The sequence below is a fragment of the Glutamicibacter ardleyensis genome (assembly GCF_014644555.1).
GTDB lineage: Bacteria > Actinomycetota > Actinomycetes > Actinomycetales > Micrococcaceae > Glutamicibacter > Glutamicibacter bergerei.
On record NZ_BMKX01000009.1, the window covers coordinates 74,692 to 91,806 of the forward strand.

23 protein-coding genes and 1 pseudogene are annotated in these 17,115 nt (G+C 59.0%); 12 read left to right on the top strand and 12 right to left on the bottom strand.

Annotation, left to right across the window (positions count from 1 at the left end; translation table 11 throughout):
- Positions 1–6 precede the first annotated feature (6 nt).
- From IEX04_RS15185 to IEX04_RS15200, 4 genes are all read right to left on the bottom strand, one after another.
- Entirely contained in the window at positions 7–996 is a 990-nt protein-coding gene (locus IEX04_RS15185; RefSeq protein ID WP_188686873.1) for an SRPBCC family protein, read from the bottom strand.
- A complete protein-coding gene (locus tag IEX04_RS15190) occupies positions 993–1,238 on the bottom strand; it encodes a hypothetical protein (protein WP_096146702.1) in 246 nt (81 codons plus the stop codon). The genes IEX04_RS15185 and IEX04_RS15190 overlap by 4 nt, the downstream gene beginning before the upstream one ends.
- A gap of 227 nt (positions 1,239–1,465) precedes the next feature.
- On the bottom strand, positions 1,466–2,068 hold the full coding sequence (locus tag IEX04_RS15195; protein WP_188686876.1) for a GNAT family N-acetyltransferase: 603 nt from the start codon (positions 2,066–2,068) through the stop codon (positions 1,466–1,468).
- Positions 2,065–2,670 carry a TetR/AcrR family transcriptional regulator gene (locus IEX04_RS15200; RefSeq protein WP_105553071.1) on the bottom strand — a complete coding sequence of 202 codons (606 nt, stop codon included), beginning with the start codon at positions 2,668–2,670 and terminating at the stop codon, positions 2,065–2,067. Before IEX04_RS15200 ends, IEX04_RS15195 begins: the two co-directional genes overlap by 4 nt.
- 824 nt (positions 2,671–3,494) lie before the next feature.
- Here IEX04_RS15200 and IEX04_RS15205 point away from each other — a divergent pair.
- From IEX04_RS15205 to relB (IEX04_RS15225), 5 genes are all read left to right on the top strand, one after another.
- Complete coding sequence (locus tag IEX04_RS15205; protein ID WP_105553070.1) at positions 3,495–3,941, top strand: NUDIX domain-containing protein; 447 nt, start codon at positions 3,495–3,497, stop codon at positions 3,939–3,941.
- A gap of 327 nt (positions 3,942–4,268) precedes the next feature.
- Positions 4,269–5,060, top strand: a complete 792-nt coding sequence (locus tag IEX04_RS15210; protein ID WP_188686879.1) for an alpha/beta hydrolase — start codon at positions 4,269–4,271, stop codon at positions 5,058–5,060.
- A 263-nt stretch (positions 5,061–5,323) separates the two neighbouring features.
- Complete coding sequence (locus IEX04_RS15215) at positions 5,324–5,716, top strand: VOC family protein (RefSeq protein WP_096255885.1); 393 nt, start codon at positions 5,324–5,326, stop codon at positions 5,714–5,716.
- A gap of 637 nt (positions 5,717–6,353) precedes the next feature.
- Positions 6,354–6,695 (top strand): type II toxin-antitoxin system RelE/ParE family toxin, encoded by a 342-nt coding sequence (locus IEX04_RS15220; protein WP_188686882.1) that lies wholly within the window; start codon positions 6,354–6,356, stop codon positions 6,693–6,695.
- 14 nt (positions 6,696–6,709) lie between these two features.
- Entirely contained in the window at positions 6,710–7,015 is a 306-nt protein-coding gene (gene relB / locus IEX04_RS15225; protein WP_188686886.1) for a type II toxin-antitoxin system RelB family anti-toxin, read from the top strand.
- A gap of 213 nt (positions 7,016–7,228) precedes the next feature.
- On the opposite strand, the gene IEX04_RS15230 is transcribed toward relB (IEX04_RS15225), so the two are convergent.
- Together IEX04_RS15230 and IEX04_RS15235 are read right to left on the bottom strand one after the other, a co-directional pair.
- Entirely contained in the window at positions 7,229–8,011 is a 783-nt protein-coding gene (locus tag IEX04_RS15230) for a MerR family transcriptional regulator (protein ID WP_188686889.1), read from the bottom strand.
- A 29-nt stretch (positions 8,012–8,040) separates the two neighbouring features.
- Complete coding sequence (locus tag IEX04_RS15235; RefSeq protein ID WP_188686893.1) at positions 8,041–8,949, bottom strand: DUF2268 domain-containing putative Zn-dependent protease; 909 nt, start codon at positions 8,947–8,949, stop codon at positions 8,041–8,043.
- Positions 8,950–9,189: 240 nt separating this feature from the next.
- On the opposite strand from IEX04_RS15235, the gene IEX04_RS15240 reads away from it, so the two are divergent.
- From IEX04_RS15240 to IEX04_RS15265, 6 genes are all read left to right on the top strand, one after another.
- Entirely contained in the window at positions 9,190–9,678 is a 489-nt protein-coding gene (locus tag IEX04_RS15240; RefSeq protein ID WP_188686896.1) for an HXXEE domain-containing protein, read from the top strand.
- A gap of 190 nt (positions 9,679–9,868) precedes the next feature.
- Positions 9,869–10,312, top strand: coding sequence for a type II toxin-antitoxin system RelB family anti-toxin (gene relB, locus IEX04_RS15245; RefSeq protein ID WP_188686899.1), 444 nt, complete (start codon positions 9,869–9,871; stop codon positions 10,310–10,312).
- Positions 10,309–10,647 carry a HepT-like ribonuclease domain-containing protein gene (locus tag IEX04_RS15250; RefSeq protein WP_188686902.1) on the top strand — a complete coding sequence of 113 codons (339 nt, stop codon included), beginning with the start codon at positions 10,309–10,311 and terminating at the stop codon, positions 10,645–10,647. Before relB (IEX04_RS15245) ends, IEX04_RS15250 begins: the two co-directional genes overlap by 4 nt.
- A 177-nt stretch (positions 10,648–10,824) precedes the next feature.
- Positions 10,825–11,064: a hypothetical protein gene (locus IEX04_RS15255; RefSeq protein WP_188686907.1), complete on the top strand. Its 240-nt coding sequence runs from the start codon at positions 10,825–10,827 to the stop codon at positions 11,062–11,064.
- A 147-nt stretch (positions 11,065–11,211) separates the two neighbouring features.
- Positions 11,212–11,640: a hypothetical protein gene (locus IEX04_RS15260; protein ID WP_188686910.1), complete on the top strand. Its 429-nt coding sequence runs from the start codon at positions 11,212–11,214 to the stop codon at positions 11,638–11,640.
- Between the two features lie 118 nt (positions 11,641–11,758).
- Positions 11,759–12,286, top strand: coding sequence for a peptide-methionine (S)-S-oxide reductase (locus tag IEX04_RS15265; RefSeq protein WP_229677181.1), 528 nt, complete (start codon positions 11,759–11,761; stop codon positions 12,284–12,286).
- Positions 12,287–12,477: 191 nt separating this feature from the next.
- Here the strand turns inward: IEX04_RS15265 and IEX04_RS15270 are convergent, their stop codons facing one another.
- The 4 genes from IEX04_RS15270 to IEX04_RS15285 all read right to left on the bottom strand — a co-directional run bounded on the left by IEX04_RS15270 (position 12,478) and on the right by IEX04_RS15285 (position 15,079).
- Positions 12,478–12,864 (bottom strand): hypothetical protein, encoded by a 387-nt coding sequence (locus tag IEX04_RS15270; protein WP_096255889.1) that lies wholly within the window; start codon positions 12,862–12,864, stop codon positions 12,478–12,480.
- A gap of 197 nt (positions 12,865–13,061) precedes the next feature.
- The gene (locus IEX04_RS15275; RefSeq protein ID WP_382344655.1) at positions 13,062–13,823 is read right to left on the bottom strand and encodes an Rv2133c family protein; all 762 of its coding nucleotides are present in this window, start codon (positions 13,821–13,823) and stop codon (positions 13,062–13,064) included.
- A gap of 5 nt (positions 13,824–13,828) precedes the next feature.
- Entirely contained in the window at positions 13,829–14,362 is a 534-nt protein-coding gene (locus tag IEX04_RS15280) for an Rv2134c family protein (RefSeq protein WP_188686913.1), read from the bottom strand.
- Positions 14,363–14,371: 9 nt separating this feature from the next.
- Positions 14,372–15,079 carry a histidine phosphatase family protein gene (locus IEX04_RS15285; RefSeq protein WP_188686915.1) on the bottom strand — a complete coding sequence of 236 codons (708 nt, stop codon included), beginning with the start codon at positions 15,077–15,079 and terminating at the stop codon, positions 14,372–14,374.
- 261 nt (positions 15,080–15,340) lie between these two features.
- Between IEX04_RS15285 and IEX04_RS15290 the strand changes: the two are divergent.
- A pseudogene (locus tag IEX04_RS15290) lies at positions 15,341–15,583 on the top strand (HigA family addiction module antitoxin).
- A 25-nt stretch (positions 15,584–15,608) separates the two neighbouring features.
- Here the strand turns inward: IEX04_RS15290 and IEX04_RS15295 are convergent.
- Both IEX04_RS15295 and IEX04_RS15300 read right to left on the bottom strand, forming a co-directional pair.
- Complete coding sequence (locus IEX04_RS15295; RefSeq protein ID WP_188686918.1) at positions 15,609–16,688, bottom strand: hypothetical protein; 1,080 nt, start codon at positions 16,686–16,688, stop codon at positions 15,609–15,611.
- Positions 16,685–17,062 (bottom strand): PadR family transcriptional regulator, encoded by a 378-nt coding sequence (locus IEX04_RS15300; RefSeq protein WP_096255899.1) that lies wholly within the window; start codon positions 17,060–17,062, stop codon positions 16,685–16,687. Before IEX04_RS15300 ends, IEX04_RS15295 begins: the two co-directional genes overlap by 4 nt.
- Positions 17,063–17,115 lie beyond the last annotated feature (53 nt).

A 17,115-nucleotide genomic window follows, 5' to 3' on the forward strand; every position in this document is an offset into this window, starting at 1 on the left:
CTGGGACTAGCGAAATGTTCGGCTGATCGCGCTGCCGGTCTGGAACAGGGTGATCCACACCAGGAACTTCTGGACTGGACGCAGCGGCCATGCGACAAGTCCTCGCCACCCTTGGCGTCGCGACCAGGACCTGCTGATCCGCAGCTGTGTGCCACCGGTCGCGTTCGCCAAGGTGAATTCAGTCAGAATCGAATTACCCTGCGCGACGTCGGGATAGCCAAAGCTCCATGCGATCCTGTCCGGTTGGTGAATTGCGATGAGCTCAACACTGCGTCGACGAAACTGAGGCTTGATCTTCACAGGTTTGCCGTCTGGATAGATTGCGGGTGCCGTGCCCTCCCAGACCGTACCCGGCATCGCTTCTTGACCGGTCTGGTCGAGGGTGCCGATGCTCGGTTCCCACTCGGGGATACGTGCGGGATCTGTGAGGTACGCCCACACTTCGTCCAGTGGTGCGGATACGAAAGTCTCAATCGTTCCCGTGGTCCGTCCCTTCACTTTCGCTGCGAGGGGCATGGACTTCATAGAGGGCGAGACGGCCCGATCGAGGCGTTCGATGAGCGCATCGGATGTCGTGCCAAGGCGGCCGAGGATATCCGTGATCAGGCCGCTGGGCTCTGCGACGAGTTCCCGGAGAACGGCGGCAGCGTCGCCCGACTTGCCTTTGCTGCTGGATTTCGCGATGAGGTCCCGAGCGCGACGAGTCCACTCGTACCCATCCGTCTCATGGAACACGATGCGCCCGGCCTCGGGGAACGACGCCTCGATGCCGAGTGAAGTCAGCTGTGCATCACGTTGGTCCTCGACGGCGAGACGGGCGCTGTCAATGTCGATACCCAGCTCGCGCAGTGCGCAGCCGGCAGACTGGTCGTTGATGACCAATGCGAGGAACAGGTGGTCGATGTCGGCTTCGCGGAGCCCGAGCCGGGATGCTTCCTCCATGGCGGCCAGGGAAAGCGATTGGCTGGTCTGAGCGGCGCGGACGAGTTTGTTCATCTGTTCCTCCTGGGTGTCGAGATCGCGGGGTCAATTCTTTTGGAGTGCTTCTTGTGGGCAGCTTGTCGCGTCACTCCGAGCGCGTCGGCGATCTCCTGCCAACTCATGCCCGAACGCAACGCGGCCTCGACCTGCCGGAGTTCCAAGGTGTCAGCGAGCACGCGCAAGGACGCTACGGCCCGCAATCCTGCTTTCGGGTCGCTGGTATCGGCTGCTACTGCTGCGATCCGCGGAGACTCCATGTCGTCAACCTATGTTGCTAAGTGGCCGGATGTCAACCTGGGTTGCCTAATTGCTCGGCGAGTTTGGTGTTCGCTGGGCCAGGAGAGGGTCGACGCTTCGGGGATTCGCCGGGTTCTGAGAGGTTGTTATCTGCGGCGACGCGGTGGAGTTTAGATTTTCGAACTAGAGTCCGAACTTGCGGACAGCCCAGAAGCGCGCTTCCGGGCCTGTCGAGCCCGGACGCTCTTCAAGCATCAGCCTGAGCGCGATTGAGCCCCATGGAGACATACGCGGAGAACCCCGCTCGCTTCGCGAACTTGATGCGTCGCCGCTGTGTTTCGGTGAATCCGAGCTTGGCGTACAGCCTGAGGGCGGGGGTGTTGGTGTCCTTGATGTCGCGCAGCACGAAATCGTCGGAGGGCAGTTCCAGGAGCCGGCGCATCAGCGCAGTGGCTACGCCTTTGCCCTGATGCTGCGGCGCTGTCGTGACGAACGCAATCTCCGTCAGACCGGTGCGGGCACCGTCATAGGCCCCCATGAATTGACTTCGGATGATCCGATAGCTGATCATGCCGTGTATTGGACCGAGCACGCGCTGGAGCTCGCGCCGATCCGGCTCGAAGCACTCCTGCTTGCCTACGGTGACGACCGCGACCGCGGCGGGCTCGCCGTCGACGAGCGCGACGTGGAAGCGCTCCAGCATGAGCATCGGGGCGAACGCGTCGGCAAGCACACCGGGGTCATTGGAGAAGAACGCGAAATCCTCGGCGAACCCTTGCGTGAGAACTTCAGCGATCCTGTGCCGGTACCCCTCATCCAGTTCGTCTGCGCGCGCGACTTCGATCTTCATCGGGGTCCTCCTGTGAACATTCGTAGGATCAGCTCGACATCGGGCTCCGCAAATCCCTCCCGAAGAGCAACGTGCATCGTCGTTATACCGGCAAGCATGGCGAAGTAGTGAGAGGTCATTCGGGTTGGGTCTCCCGCGATGATTTGGCCTGCGGCCTGGCCTCGACCGATGAGCAAGGCGAAGGCCCGCCAGAGCGTCCCCTGCGTTGCGGCCAGCCGCGCCGCAGTCCCCTCAGGAGTGTCCGTCGAGAAGCCCTGGTTGATCACCATGTAGAACTCGGCCGCGCCGTTGTTCGCTGCGAGGTCTGCCACGTATACCTCGGTGAAGGATCGGATCATGGAGAGCGGATCCCCTTCGGTCGAGAGCTGAACGGCGACAGCCTCGAGCCCGCGTGAGGCCTGATCGATTAGTTCATCGAACAGTTCTTCCTTGCTCGCATAGTGCCGGTAGATCGACCCAGTGCTGATCCCCGCCTCGACGGCGATCTGACGCATGTTCGTGGCCGCGAAACCACGGTGCGCGAAGACCCGGACGGCGGCCGTCTCCACAGCAGAGCGCGTGGCTGAGCGCAACGCTTCATTCTGTTCCGTCGTCCGCGGCACGAAGATCCTTTCAATGAACTTTTGTTCATTTTATGCTTCGATCGCAGACGGCACAACTCTGTGCTCTTCCTGGGCTGCTGCCCGCGAGGTGCCAGGTGGTCGGTGGATTGATTCGTGGCACCGGTTCGGCACCCAGGGGTTGGTGCGTGCCGGAACTCGGTTGAGTTCCGCTTCAACGTGTAGTTGCGCGCAATCCCGCGCTTTTTGAGGGCAGTTTGACACAAAATAAATGTGTCAAACTGCCCTTTGCGCCATGTCTGTGCCAAAGATCGGCGTTGATCGCTGGCTGAAGGCGTCAGAGGAAGTAGTCGTTAGCGTCCGGCCAGTTTTCTTCTCAGTCCTTATTCTTGGGATGACTCGATAGCTACTGTCGTATGTTGACCAGAACTTCATTTACGAATCGGAGCAGATCCGCCTACTTCCGAACTAGAGTGCGGTCAGTGACGTTCTTGCGTAGCGCGTGCGCCGGTTTCTGGCGAGCCGACCTCACCAACTTGCGAGGCGTGACAGCCCGCTCTGTTTGTTCCGGAGTCACATGATTCATGGTCATGAGTTCTTGAAGACGTCCAATAGTCCCGAATGGATGCTGGCTCGTGTCGTTTTTCCCTGGAACGCCCGCTGCATCGAAAGCCGAATGTCTGAGATTCTCCGACAGTGCTTTGCCTAGCAGGCGAATGAAGTGATCCCACTCTCGCTGGTCTGATCTCAGAGTCCAACGCGTATCGTCGGGTAAATCGGAAGTCGAGAACAAAGGCTGCCCCCAAATCTAGGGGATTCAAACGCACGGTGTGGTCTGCCGTACAACAAGCTGTACCATCGTGAGCATGAGTAGACGTTCGGTCAAAAAGGCAGTCGGGTACGTCGTCCACGACGGAAACCTGCTCGTGTTCACACACGACGATTACCCGATGGAAGTCACTGGTGTGCAGGTGCCCGCTGGGTCAATCGCCGAGGGCGAGTCGCCTGCGCATGCCGTCGTGCGCGAGGTGGGGGAAGAGACCGGCCTCGCAGCCAGGATCGTTCGCTCGTTGGGCGTCGAGTCGTACGACATGTGGCCTGCGAAGCCTGAGGTGCACGAACGGCACTTCTTTCAACTTGAGCTGGTGGACTCGGACGTTCAAGTTAGGTGGAAGTGCGGTGAGAACGATGCATCTGACGGCGGGCAACCGGTCAGCTGGACGTGCTGGTGGATGAAGCTGAGCGATGCCCACGTTCTCTGTGCTGGCTTTGGCGCGCGACTTGGCAGCATCGGTATCGATGGCGATCTCTAAGGTTACTTCGTGCCAGAACTCGGTTGAGTTCAGGTTCAATGTCTAATGCAGGCTTCTGACCCACCTACCTGCGCATCAGTCCCTGACACCGGGCACTCCCGTAACATTGCGGGTATGAATGCGTCGCTTTCGAAGGGTCGAGCGAAGGTGCCACCGGCACGGACTGGCCGACTTGACTCCACGGACCGCCGGTACGAGCCTTTCGTGCGCCTCGTCCCTGCACCAGTGCGGCGGGTGGCCTCGTCGTGGAGGTGGGATGCGCCGGACGGGGGTGGTTCGTGGGACCTGCACATCGAGCACGTGGGTGCCCCGACGGCTTCGGTCCGAATGCTGCTGGTCCATGGAGCGGGAGGGAACGCGGCGGCGATGTGGCCCTACGCTGCACACCTGAGTCGCCTGGGCGCTCGGGTTACGGTGGTCGATCTGCCCGGTTACGGGCGAACGATCCGGGTGCGGCGTGGACGCCGCAGCGTCAGTTATGGCGACTGGCAGCAGCTGCTCGTCGATCTCGTGGGTCGTGAGCATGACGAGCGGCCACTTGTCCTCGTCGGGGCGAGCATGGGTGGTGCCCTCGCGGTCGACACCGCTGCAGTGACCGGACTGGCCAAGCGGGTCATCGCGACCTGCCTGCTCGACCCGACTCGGCCGGGCATCGCTGCCGCCATCGTGCGAGCCCCGTGGATAGCGCGGCTGGGATTGCCACTGCTGCAGTTCGCCCGGGGGCCAGCGGCGAATCCACGGATCCCGGTCCGCGTGCTGACCCCTATGTCTGCGATTTCGAACGACCCTGGCCTCAGTCATGCAGTGCTCACCGACCCGTGCGGCGGTGGTGGCGCGATGCCGGTGGGCTGGTACCGCTCGTTCCTCGAGGCAGGTCCGGCTATTCCACCCGAGCAATACCAAGGACCACCGGTCGTGCTGTTGCATCCGGCCGAGGATCGTTGGACTATGCCGGAGCTCAGCCTCGACTACCTTGGTCGGCTTCACGGCAAGACCCGGGTCGTGATGCTTCCTGGCTGCGGCCACTTCCCCCTCGAGGAGCCCGGCTTCCAGGTCCTCCTGGACGAGGTTTCGGATGAGATGGAACAGGTGCTGGATGACCAGCGGAGAGGCAGCTGAGTCGGCCATGCGCGGTGAGGGACCGTAGCCCTGAGACCGGTCTGGCCCGGTGAGGCGTGCATGCGTTCCCAGCCGTGGCGACGCCGTGGAATTTCGTTTTGCCGTATAACCTCTGGTTGCGCGTGGTGTCATGCGCTTCCTCTGCGTTTGGTCACCGCGTTGCTGCCCTTGTCCATGACCTCCCGAGTCCGCTCGTGTCGGTGGACAGCTGGATGACGACCCTGCGAGTCGATCCGCGAGACGCGTTGTCGTACGATTGAGCGGTGACGACTCCTATACGCCGCGAGATCGGCCAAGTCTTCATCCCGGTGCGGGACATCCACCGCTCTGCCGACTGGTACGGCAGGCTGCTCGGTGCGGAGGTGTCCCTGCCTTCGCATGACGACACGATCGTCGACGTCCCGATGGAACCGGGCCCCGGCCTTGCTCTGGACGCGAACGCGCCGTTCACGCCGGACGGTCCGCCACGCTTCTTCTGGTGGGCCGATGACCTCGGCGCAGTCGTGGCGCATTTGCGCGATCTCGGGGCCGAACTCGCCTCGGACGTCGTCGACATCGGGAGCGTGGCCTTCGTCCAGTTCCGGGATCCTGACGGGAACCTGCTCATGGTGTGCGCTCGAACGGAGGGCGACGAGTCCGCTCACACCGTTGTCTGACCGCCGGTGCGCGAAGGCGCGGCTCATCAGTGCTGGCTCGCACAACGACAGTGGCGGAAGAGATTGCTCGGTGTCGGAATGGGGTGGAGTTCCGTTTCTCGAACTAAACCTTTGGTGCGCTCGCATTCACGGATCGAAGCCGACGCGCACAGCTCCGCTCGCTGTCAATAATCAGTACCGTGTCTAAGTCGGCGTAAGCCCTCTGTGTCAGCCTTGAGTGAGATCCCCGGTGACCCTCTGTGGATCTGTACCCCGGAGTTGCACCCTTACTGCACAGTGACAGGTTGGTATGTACCGGAACTCGGTGGAGTTCCGCTTCAACGTCTAGATCCTGTCATCACGAACGAAGCGCTCCCTGGATTCGGAATCCGGGGAGCGCTTCGTTGTAACAGCATATGCACTCGGGCTGTGCGTACTGTCTTGACACCTCCTTCGCCTTCGCTGTAGTTCGGCGAACCGATCTGCCTCGGACAAAGATTGATCAAGTGATCGTCATCTGGGCGCTACGGCTCATCGAGACGTTCCGGCACTGAGACCTGGAGAAACCGGACGTCCAGGTATCACCGATTCGGCGGTACCTTCTATGAGCCAACGCGTGAATATTGCAAGTAGATCCTGCAGGGTCTAAGCTAATGGCATGTGGAGCGTGGATATCGAGCTGATCGCCCAGTGGCTCGTTTCGCTTGACGACGACTCGCGCGCGCAGGTGGTCGCCGCGATCGAGTTGCTTCAGGACCAGGGCCCTCAGCTCGGTCGCCCCATCGTCGACACTGTGTCGTCGTCTAGGCACCGCAACATGAAAGAGCTCAGGCCGGGCTCATCCGGCCGGTCCAAGTTGCGGGTCCTGTTCGTATTCGATCCCGAACGCTCGGCGATCATGCTGATCGCAGGCGACAAGGCCGACGATTGGACACGCTGGTACAAGACGAACATTCCACTGGCCGATGACCTGTTCGATGAGCACCTGCGCAGACTGTAAGGAGAAAGATCGAGATGGCTAAGACCCTGAAAGATTTTGTCGCTAAGCACCCCGTGGACCGGGAGCTCGTTGAGGCGCACAAGGAACGGATGCTCGCCGAGGTGCGTGCATACCGCCTCCGCGAGTTGCGCGAGGAGGCGGGCCTGACTCAGGCTCAGCTCGCCGAGCGCATCGGCGTGGGTCAGCGTCAGGTCTCCAAGATCGAGCACGGCGACCTCGATAGCTCGAAAGTCAGCACGATCCGCAGCTACCTCGAGGCAGTCGGTGGCGGGCTGGCAATCGAGTACGTGGTCGGCGACCAGCGCGTCCGGGTGGTCTGAGCCCAAAGGTTTGCCAACCGTGGCGACGTGGTGGAGTTCCGCTTCAACGTGTAATCTTCATTTCCCAAACGCCCTCGGTTTCTTGAAGCCGGGTGCGTTTTTGCGCTCAGCGTCAACGGCTGCGAGGAATGTAGCGTGGCGGTAAGGCGAGCATCGTAAAGAAGAGTGTCACCGTTGAACTTAGATTTTCAATCTAACCTCAGGGGAGCAAGTTCACTCCCTAGGGAGGGACTCTAATGTTCGCACGTGAAGCCGCAACGCGTTTGCGGCGAACGCCGCGGCTTCCTTTGTGCCAAAGGCGATATGGAAGTCGGGGTTCGATTCATACTGAGCCGCTAGACCTCGGATCATGTCGACGGACTTCGCCGTATCGCCTGTGTGGGTAGGAGTACCAGGAATCTCCTTGAACCACTCCAGATGAACGGCCGCGTGTTCTTGCGCGACGGGGGAGTCGATGTCATGTCCTTCTTCATGGATCTCACGCCAACGAGCGAGAAGGGCGTCGGCTCTGGCCTTCCAATCCTTCTGTTGCCGGAATGATTTCTCGTGCCACCACTGATTCGACGCGTCGAATGCTTCGCGCCCCCAACGTTCGACAACCTCAGTCTCGTATCGGTCGTTGAATCCTTCGAGCATGACATCCATGCGAGGTTCGCGTCCCTGTCGACGCATTGACAAGGTGTGCTCCACCGCGTTAATGCGTCGATCCAGAGCGAAGCGTTCCCGAGCCAAGAACTCCAAATGTCCAGCGAGTGCTTCGATTTCCAGCTCAGGCGTCACAGGCGTATCGAGCACGGTCGCGATGTCTTGCAGTGGCATGCCTGTTTCCCGCAACAGCAGGATTCGCTGCAGCCGGGCGACCGCGTCGCGCCCGTAGTAGCGATACCCGTTGGACCCAATGCGGTCCGGTTCGAGCAGCCCAATCTGGTGGTAGTGGCGCAGCGTGCGTCCGCTAATGCCCGCACGCTGCGCGAGTTGGTGCACGGTCCATTCCAAGGACTTCCTCCTGTTGCTTGACTTCGTTCTCAGTATTCCCGATTGAGACGCAAGCCCAGTTGAGGCGCGGCCACACGTAGAACCTCGTCCACTGACGTGCCGATGCTCTGAGCCGCGGTGGAACCAGTGGCATCGAGATACGCCTGAACAAGTCGTGCACCGGCGGCATAGCCCGCACCGGTGGGCAGCCCCACTGGGTTTGCGCCCATAAGACGAGCACTCGCGTCACCATGCACCCAAGCAGTGAAGTTTTGCATTCCGGTGATGTGCAGCCCGGCCGCGACTTTCGCGAGGACTTCGTCATCATGATGGGTGCTCTCGCTGACGAAGTGCGTATATCCAGTGTCACCGTACAGCTCCGCAGCGAACACGTCTGCAAGCCCTTCCGAGATCACCTGTTCGCCTACGGTGACCGTCATCGGATCCCATACGACTCCGCCGGGCGAATACCGCACATTGTGGTGTAGTTCATGAACGGCAATCGCTTCGAGCCGTTCGAGAACCTGGGGCGTGGGCCAGATAGTGATGGTGATGTAGCCGCTGATTCCGCCGAATGCGGACAGTCCCTGGACTTCGTTAACGAAGTGTTTGTTAGCGGGATCGCCTAATACGAGAAGAACCTGCAGAGCGGGAATCTCGATGTTCGGCTTGGCTAACTGCAGGGCTTCGGTTCCGGACTTGAGCGCCTCGGTGATGCGGTTCCAGGCGTCTGCCTCGACGAGACGTTCGAGGCCCTCCTGAATTGGTTCGGTTGTGCTCTCCCAATCGAAGCCGAAGTTCTGGCGGTGTACGGTGGCCATGTCCACCCCTCCGGGAACGAAGTGGTACATCCCTGCCAGCGGAGACCACATCTCACGGACCAGATCGGCGCGCTCATCGGGTGTCGCTGTTATGATTCGGCGCATGCTCGAACCGCTGTCAATCACTGAAATAGTCATAGTTAGAAACCGTAAACGTTGCCGTAACGGCAAGGTCAAGTCTGGAAAGTAGCGAACTGCGTATAGAGATTGGTATATGCGGCGACGCGGTTGAATATAGATTTCACGTTTAGTCGAGTTCCGGTTCAATCTCTCGATCGCATAGTTTCAAGCACTCAGTCGGCCGTGAAATAATGCTGGTGGGCGCGTAGGTCCGCGAGCAGATTCATCCGGGTTGGATGCGCGAGGGAAGGCTGAATTGTGAGTTGGAAGGGGCCGGCTGCACTTTTTGCGGCGTGGATAGTCCACGACATCGAGGAAGCGTTTGCGTTTCCTACTTCCTGCGATCGTCTCGTGGATCGCACTGGTATAGAACAGCTCAGGATCACGCCGCAGCAATCGTGGATCGCTGTGGGTCTGATGGGAATTCTGGTGGCGGTGGCGTGTGGCCGCGGCGTACGTTCTACCGGGAAGTCGGCGATCTATCGGGCAGTCGTTGCCGGGCTGGAAGCCCACGTCGTGACTCACCTCGGCGCTTCAGTCGCGCAGCGTGGTTACACCGCCGGTGTTGCGACGGCTTTGCCAATCATGCTTCCCGGGGCGCTCATAGCGCGTCGAGAGCTCCAGCGGGACGGGTGCGAGCTGCGGTTTCGTGACACGGTCAACGGCGTCGCATTGCTCCTGCCCGCCGCATTGGTATGCCAGGTGGGCGCACGACTGATCCGTCGGGTGTCCGCGGCCAAGAACTGACCGGAAAAGCAAGAAACGGCATGTCGTGTGAGGTTCGTATGTGCGGCGACCTGGTCGAGTTCCGCTTCAACGTCTAACTCATCACGCGGTATTGTGTTTCACCACGACCATCACTGATGGTCAGGGTGAAACGCATTTAAAAGGCGTACTTTTCTATTGTTAGGGTCATATCACGCGATATAATCAGGCTATGGTGAATTCGGTTCGAGCCCTTCGGGAGGCCGCAGGCCTGAGCCAGACAGAGCTTGCTCGTCGGTCGGGTGTTGCTCAGCCCAATATTGCTGCCTACGAAGGTGGGCGTCGCAACGTCTCGGTTCAGATGCTCGAACGTCTGCGAACAGCTACGCGACCGCTGCCACATGAAGCGCTCGTTGCCTTTCGTGCCGACCTGGTCAGGCTTGCAGCCCGGTATGGCTTTGATAACGTTCGAGTTTTTGGCTCTGTGGCTCGCGGCACAGATGCTCCCGGCAGTGATCTTGACCTTCTTGTCACCCGGTCACCGGGTACAGGTCTACTTACGATCGCAGCGTTCGCTGCGGAAGCGAGCAACTTGCTCGGCGTCGAGGTCGATGTGGTGACCGACGGCGGCCTGCCTGCTGGCCATGAGATTTTGGCGACGGCGGTCGCGATATGAATGACCGGGATGCTGCGTCGTTGAATGAGATTGTCCGTCTGTGCGGCGTCGGGGCGAATCTCGTGGCACGTGGTGACCAATGGTATCTTGCGGATCCTGATAACGTGCCCGGTCTTGCGGCAGAATCGCTGATCATCAAGCTCGGAGAGAATGTTGCTCGACTAAGTAGAGCCACGACCGACCGGTACGCGGAAGTACCTTGGTCATTGATCAAGCAGATGCGTGACCGGTTGGCACACCACTACGAGAGCACCGATTACGGGGCAGTCTGGGACACACTGGTCGTCGACTTCCCGGAGATTAGCAGATATATACAGTCTCTTCCAGATAAATGATGCAACGCTTGGGGGAGCCCTGCTGGAGATTCTGATGGAAGGTTTCATCGAGGGCTTAGGGGATCACCCAGAACAGGCTCGCCGCGTGCACGTGGCTTCCCGATGATGTCTCACGAGGTGCCTTCGTCGGTGACGCGATCGTTGTTGCCTGGGTGGCTGGCCTCCAGCCGACGGAAGATGAGACTCGTTCCGTACTTCGACGCCGCGGTGATGCAAGCGCATGATCAAGGCCGTACACGAGTTGCGCTGGGCCGGGTGGGAGGCTCTGCAGATTCCGACGCTCGCTTTTTTCGCGAAGCGCGGATGTGCAGCGATGTCGACAAGTATGAACTGCTATGCCGCTGGTTGTTCCGCAATCAGACCCGCGTGCCGCGCACCAATGTCCGCGGAGGTTGGTATGTACCGGAACTCCGTTGAGTTTAGGTTTAATGTATAGTCGCGTTCCGTTCTAACCACTAGTTGGTTTCACGGGCGAGAGGGCAGGATCCACATATTGGTGCGTGTCCGGCCCATTTTTCGTTATTCTGAAAGCTCATCGACTCACAAAACTTCCAAGGAGTGACCGTGTCTTCTGGGTATGGGAAGTTCGTATCACGCGCGGAGCAGTCCGCGTGGATGCACTCACTTCGGCCGAATACCGTTTACGTAGATTTTGTCTTTAATAATGGCGACGGCGACCACCCGCTGCTGGAGCAGTTGGCGCATCTGGAATCTACCAGAACAGTCGGCGTCGAGTCTGGGAACGGTTATTATTTTCGGCCACGTCCTACGGTGATTAAGCGGAGGTTTGCCTACGATCGCGACATTATCCGAGCCATTGACAGTCTTGGATGTTTCTTTCCTGAGTCCACGAGCTCGCAGCAGTGGACTGGGCTGGGTGATGTTGATGTGGTGTTTCTTGATAAAAGGGGCAAAATGATTGGCGCGACGGTAACTCATGAAGGCATGATCATCACGCCGGACGATGAAGATGCGGACGGGCTACCTCGCTGAAGGAGAAGCTCGCCTGTACCGGAACGTGATGGAGTTTCGTTTCAACAGATATCGCTGCTCTCACTCGACTCAACAAGTCATGCAACAGATCCCTGGCTGAGTACCGCTTCATCCACCGATGGATCCACACGTAGCTGGCAGTAAGATCGGCATTATGGATGTGGAGTGTGAGGTTGAGGAGCTTTATTTGGCCGGTGGCTGCCTCTGGGGTGTACAGGCTTTCATCGCGACGCTGAACGGCATGACATTCACGGAGGCTGGAAGAGCCAACGGCACCAGCGGGCACATCGATAGCGACTACGACGGTTATGCAGAATGTGTCCGAACCCGTTTTGATCCGACGGTTGTCAGTGTCGAGCAACTGATGGCGTACCTGTTTGAAATTATCGATCCTTACAGCGTGAACCAACAGGGACCGGATACCGGTCTGAAGTACCGCACTGGAGTGTATTCCACTACGCCGGCCCACCTCGAAGCGGCTCGGGCCTTCATCGCTGCAAGGGATGATGCGGACCGCATCGCGGTCGAGGTACTGCCACTTGCCACCTATGTGCGAAGCGCCGAAGAACATCAGGATCGGCTCGCGCGTTTCCCCGAGGATTCCTGCCACCTTCCCACAGCACTGTTGACTAAGTACCAAGGGTGAAGTCAATTTACGTGCAAGAGCGCTGCGATCATCACCTAGCTGGTCTGTGTCAGAACTCGGTGGGGATCCGCCTCGTGGTCTAGCCAGGGTGATGAATTCAAGGGCATTACCGGATCGTGAGTGAATTTTCGTAGTCGAGCAACCTGAGCACAGAGCGCGGACCAATGAAATCAAGCAGCGGGAATTAGTAGTTACTGCCTGCCGATGAAATCGAAGGTGTACTCAGTAGTCAACGGCATGTAGCCGGGGTCATCTTCGAATGGCATGTAGTCCAGGGAGTGAAGGTAACCGTCGATAACCCAAAGATCTAGGTGTCCCAAAGCTTTTTCATTTTGCAGCACGGTTGCAGAGGAAAACGGTCCGCCGCCATGTCTGATGCGCTTGCACTCGGGCCCCTTGGTGACTGCGATAAGGAAGCATTCGCACTCGTCGAATTGGAACCCGTCCCAGCGGGAGAACTGCAACTGCTGACGTGCCTTTGCTGATTCGGCATCGGTGGCACTGCATAGCAAGGCAAGGATGTCGCGTTCGGCTTGGCTGAGTTCTTCGCCTTTGCTGCGGCTAGTTTCGGGGCGCATACAAGCAGGCTATGGCGTGGTGCGACTACACGGCAAATCCACGGGCGCCTAGATGTGCCACATTGCCGCGACGGACTCGCCCGTCGGCAGTTCATCGGTCTTGGCGCAAAATCTCTAACACCCGGTGTTTGGATTCGAACGATACGAAGCGCGGACTTGCGAATCTGGTAACCCGTTGTTCGCCTAGCCCCGTTCGCTTAGAACAGCGGCCAGGGGACCGCTGGCATCTCCCCGCTCGGGCTGGGGAATTGACCTGCGGAAAGCAACCGCTCACAGCGCTGCGCGAGAGAAGCGAGTTCGTCGGCGGTCAGCAGCTCCGCCAGTTCTTGCCCCAGCTCAGCATGCAGTCCTTCGCTGATGCGCGCGACACCCGCATGCTCCTCAGCGGTGAGTGCTTCGCCGATCCAGCCCCACAACACCGTGCGCAGCTTGTGCTCGCGGTGAAAGGTAAGTCCGTGGTCCACGCCGTATCGGTGTCCACCGGTCATCGCCAGGATGTGGTTGCCTTTGCGGTCGGCGTTATTAACGATGACATCAAATACCGCCATACGCCGCAACGCGGGGGAGTCCTCGTGAACGAGGGCGAGCAATTCACCATTCTCGCCGCGTCCCTGAAAAACCTGTTTCCAACCGGTTTGTGGAACGCTCTCGGCAGGGACCAGATCGATGGCGTTTTCGTCGTGATCTTGCTCTTGCCACAGCTGCACCATGCCTTCACCGAACTGACCATCGCGCAGCCAGGTGCGTGGCACGATATTCCAGCCCAAGGCTTCCGAAACCAGATAGGCGGCGACCTCCCGATGAGCCAGCTGGCCCTCGGGAAAATCCCACAGCGGATTCTCTCCGGCGATCGGCTTGTAAACGACGACCTTCTCACCGATGTTGCCAAGGAAGGTTGCGTTTGACGCCGTGGTGAGTCTGCCGGTGAGCGTGAGCTCGGTGGTCATCAGATCGGCCATGTGTATCAGTTTTCGTGGATGGTGCAGGTGTGTCCGTCTGCGTCCATCGGGTAACCGCAGAGGGTGCACATCGGACGGCCGGCATCCACGATCTCGCGGGTGCGCTTAGCGAAGGCGCGGGCGGTGCCTACCGGCATCCGCACGCGAAGCATTTCAGTCTCTTGCGCGGGCGCCGCGTCGGGATCTTCATCCGGGATGGGGTGAGCCTCGATGACGATCTGCGAGGTGGATGGGTCCCAACCCAAGCTCATCGCGCCAGTACGAAACTGCTCCTGATCATCTTCGAGCGGGTCATTGTCCACTAGCTCGATGGGAGTTCCGGTGGGAATGCTGAAGGGGTTTCCATCCACGGTGAGCAGCTGATCAAGAATGTCATCGATATTTTCCGCGAGCTGCGCGGCCTGCTGTTTCTCAAGCACAACACTGACAATCTCTTTGCCCGTGCGGACCTGGAGGTAGAACGTGCGGTCACCGGGAAGGCCGATGACGCCAACGACGACCCTATCGGGCCAAGAAAATTCGTGAATACGTGTAGGCATATAAATATCTTATGCTCCGGTAGTGGGTGTAGTTTGTGTTCCGGCGCCGCCGCCGACGGGCGCATCGGCTGCGTGGCTAGCGTTTGATAGCCAGGATAGGTCTCCGGCATCGGTGTTGATCGCGTGGACGGTAGGGCGGTTGGCGCCATAGTGCACGATCGAAATTGATGCAGGGCCCACATTCAGACGCTGGAACATGTCCAGGTGCATGCCCAGTGCGTCGGCGAGGATCGACTTGATGATATCTCCATGAGCGACCGCCGCCCAGACTGCTCCTGGACCGTGCTCCGCCTCAAAGGCTGCATCGTGACTTCGAATGGCGGCCACCGAGCGGGACTGCATGGTGGCCATAGATTCACCACCGGGAAAGGTGACCGCCGATGGTTGGGACTGAACAACCGGCCACAATTTTTCGGTAGCCAGCTCGCTGAGCATGCGTCCTTGCCATTGGCCGTAGTCGCACTCGGTGAGGTCGTCCTCGGTGGGAGCATAAAGGGTGCCGGGTTGCCGATCGAGGATGTACTGCGCGGTTTGCTGACAGCGTTGAAGTGGGCTGGAAACCACCCCGACCAGTGGCACACGCGCGAGGCGCTCGCCGGCTGAAGTTGCCTGTTGCTGTCCCAGCTCATCGAGGCTCACGCCTGGAGTTCGTCCGGCTAAAAGCCCGGTTGCATTGGCTGTGGTGCGGCCGTGCCGCACGAGGATAACTGTCGCCATCTACTCAGCCTAGTCATCGGTCGTCGCTGAACCTAGTTCAGAAACTGATTGGCGCTAACAGGCTGCTCAAAAACAGCGAGCTGTTGCCGGATTATAGGCTTAGTTCGTCGTGCATTCGTGTGAATGATCGATGGCGTATTTGTTTCACCTGGAAAGTTGGAGGTGCACAAGATGTCGAACTCGTCGACTACCACTGAGAAGTCGACTACCACTGAGAAAAGGGCCCCGATTCACCCCGGCGAAGTGCTGATGTAGGACTTCATCAACGGCTTCGGGATCACCCAGAACAAGCTTGCGGTCTCGATTGGAGTTCCACCACGCCGTATTAACTAAATAGTGCACGGTAAGCGCGCGATTACCGCTGACACCGCACTTCGACTCGGGCGTTATTTCGGGATCGACCCACAATCTTGGCTGAATTTGCAGGCACACTATGAATTGGTACTTGCGGAGGATCGTATTGCTGAAAAACTCGCGGCGATTACTCCGTTGAAGGTCGACTGAGGGTTCAACGCTGTGGGCCGCACTGCTAATTCTTGAAAGATTTCCGCCAGCCTTGGACTGCGTAGCAGATCGTTCCGACGAGCAATGCCGCGAAGACCACGGACTGCCAGGAGTAGAGCGACTGCGCGTTGTCTATTGAGACCACAAGCAGCAACGCTACAAGTGCGCTACCGACAGTCCAGCCCAATGCTTCGCGGCGTGAGCGGAACGAGGTATTGGGCGCGAAGCTGGCTGCGTAGCTCTCCGGCGTGCCGAATTCCGTAGGTAGTGATGCGTCGGCTTCAACGGCGAATGCGCGGGTTTCGTCGACGATGACACGAATCCGTCGGTCGCTAAGGTCATCACGAAGTCGGAGGTTTTCCTGAAGTTGGCGGATCCATTCCTCGTGTGTTGCTACTCCAAGCTTCGGTGTGGTCGACCGAGAACCCGGAGAATTGCGCTTTGAAAACTTCTCGATGAGGTAGTAAAAGAGCGCATACATCGGTACCGGAGCCAGATACCAAAGAACGGATGCTGTGCCCGGGGACCCCTGAAGGGCAATGGCGAGCCCGCCGAGGGCAATCCCGGCGACGGCGAAGATCGTCGCAGTCCAGGCCATTGCCTTAAGGCGAGTAAATTTCCGCACTGCAAGATTCCAGAACTGCACTATGCCTACGGAAATAGTCGTGAAGAAGAACGGAAGTCCAAGCATTGCCCAGCTCAGTTTTGTTGTCCATCCATCATCGATAAGGACCACGATGGTCACGACCACGCTGAGCAGGGCTGCGCTAAAGCAGATTGTTTGGGTGAGCTGCTTGAAGGAATACAGCGGGTACCGGTCCTGAGTAGGAGTTCCGGATTGTTGCCAATGTTCCTGCTGTTCTTTGGCCCAAAGCTTTGGGTCCCCAAACAGATCTTCTGCCGGTTCCTGCGCTTCGTTGAGTACTGGAAGCAGGTCGACGAAGGCTTGTTTCGCAGCTGAAATTTTGACGCCATCGAGCATCAGTCGACCTGCAGCGGTTCGAACCCAGTTAACGTCGTCTTCCTGGCCGCGGGCGGCATGAAACTCTTTGATGAGTTTGGTGAGATCAATGTCGGTGTCCGATTCTGCGGAGTTCTGAGTCATGGCTTCATTCCTTGTGGGTCCGAGTCGTTATCAGTATCTGGTTTCTGCGCGCCGAGAGAGTTGGCTAGAGCATGCCAGGCGCGACGTTCTTCGTGGAGCCTTGAATGTCCGTGCGGTGTCAACGCATAGTTGCGTTTTCCGGGACCATTTTGTCCTTGCTCCCATTGCGCGATGACGGCGCCGTCGTTTTCCAGACCGGTCAGTAGCGGATAGAGGGATCCTCCCTTGGGTCGCCCAAATCCAAGCTCATTGACGGCTTGCGCAATCCCGTAACCGTGCAGTGCCCCGTTTTCAAGACTGGCGAGAACTGCCGTTCCCAATGCGGCACGGGTCCAGGTTGCGGGCCATACCGATTTCACCTCATCGTCGCTCATGTATCTAAGTATAAGTTGTATCTAGATATTTAATCAAGACCTTTTGTCCGGCT

Excerpts from the sequence above, each read along its gene's own strand:
- IEX04_RS15185 (WP_188686873.1), bottom strand. The coding sequence starts at position 996 with ATGAACAAACTCGTCCGCGCCGCTCAGACCAGCCAATCGCTTTCCCTG.
- IEX04_RS15190 (WP_096146702.1), bottom strand. The coding sequence starts at position 1,238 with ATGGAGTCTCCGCGGATCGCAGCAGTAGCAGCCGATACCAGCGACCCG.
- IEX04_RS15195 (WP_188686876.1), bottom strand. The coding sequence starts at position 2,068 with ATGAAGATCGAAGTCGCGCGCGCAGACGAACTGGATGAGGGGTACCGG.
- IEX04_RS15205 (WP_105553070.1), top strand. The coding sequence starts at position 3,495 with ATGAGTAGACGTTCGGTCAAAAAGGCAGTCGGGTACGTCGTCCACGAC.
- IEX04_RS15210 (WP_188686879.1), top strand. The coding sequence starts at position 4,269 with ATGCTGCTGGTCCATGGAGCGGGAGGGAACGCGGCGGCGATGTGGCCC.
- IEX04_RS15220 (WP_188686882.1), top strand. The coding sequence starts at position 6,354 with ATGTGGAGCGTGGATATCGAGCTGATCGCCCAGTGGCTCGTTTCGCTT.
- relB (WP_188686886.1), top strand. The coding sequence starts at position 6,710 with ATGGCTAAGACCCTGAAAGATTTTGTCGCTAAGCACCCCGTGGACCGG.
- IEX04_RS15235 (WP_188686893.1), bottom strand. The coding sequence starts at position 8,949 with ATGACTATTTCAGTGATTGACAGCGGTTCGAGCATGCGCCGAATCATA.
- relB (WP_188686899.1), top strand. The coding sequence starts at position 9,869 with ATGGTGAATTCGGTTCGAGCCCTTCGGGAGGCCGCAGGCCTGAGCCAG.
- IEX04_RS15250 (WP_188686902.1), top strand. The coding sequence starts at position 10,309 with ATGAATGACCGGGATGCTGCGTCGTTGAATGAGATTGTCCGTCTGTGC.
- IEX04_RS15255 (WP_188686907.1), top strand. The coding sequence starts at position 10,825 with ATGAGACTCGTTCCGTACTTCGACGCCGCGGTGATGCAAGCGCATGAT.
- IEX04_RS15265 (WP_229677181.1), top strand. The coding sequence starts at position 11,759 with ATGGATCCACACGTAGCTGGCAGTAAGATCGGCATTATGGATGTGGAG.
- IEX04_RS15270 (WP_096255889.1), bottom strand. The coding sequence starts at position 12,864 with ATGCGCCCCGAAACTAGCCGCAGCAAAGGCGAAGAACTCAGCCAAGCC.
- IEX04_RS15275 (WP_382344655.1), bottom strand. The coding sequence starts at position 13,823 with ATGGCCGATCTGATGACCACCGAGCTCACGCTCACCGGCAGACTCACC.
- IEX04_RS15280 (WP_188686913.1), bottom strand. The coding sequence starts at position 14,362 with ATGCCTACACGTATTCACGAATTTTCTTGGCCCGATAGGGTCGTCGTT.
- IEX04_RS15285 (WP_188686915.1), bottom strand. The coding sequence starts at position 15,079 with ATGGCGACAGTTATCCTCGTGCGGCACGGCCGCACCACAGCCAATGCA.
- IEX04_RS15295 (WP_188686918.1), bottom strand. The coding sequence starts at position 16,688 with ATGACTCAGAACTCCGCAGAATCGGACACCGACATTGATCTCACCAAA.
- IEX04_RS15300 (WP_096255899.1), bottom strand. The coding sequence starts at position 17,062 with ATGAGCGACGATGAGGTGAAATCGGTATGGCCCGCAACCTGGACCCGT.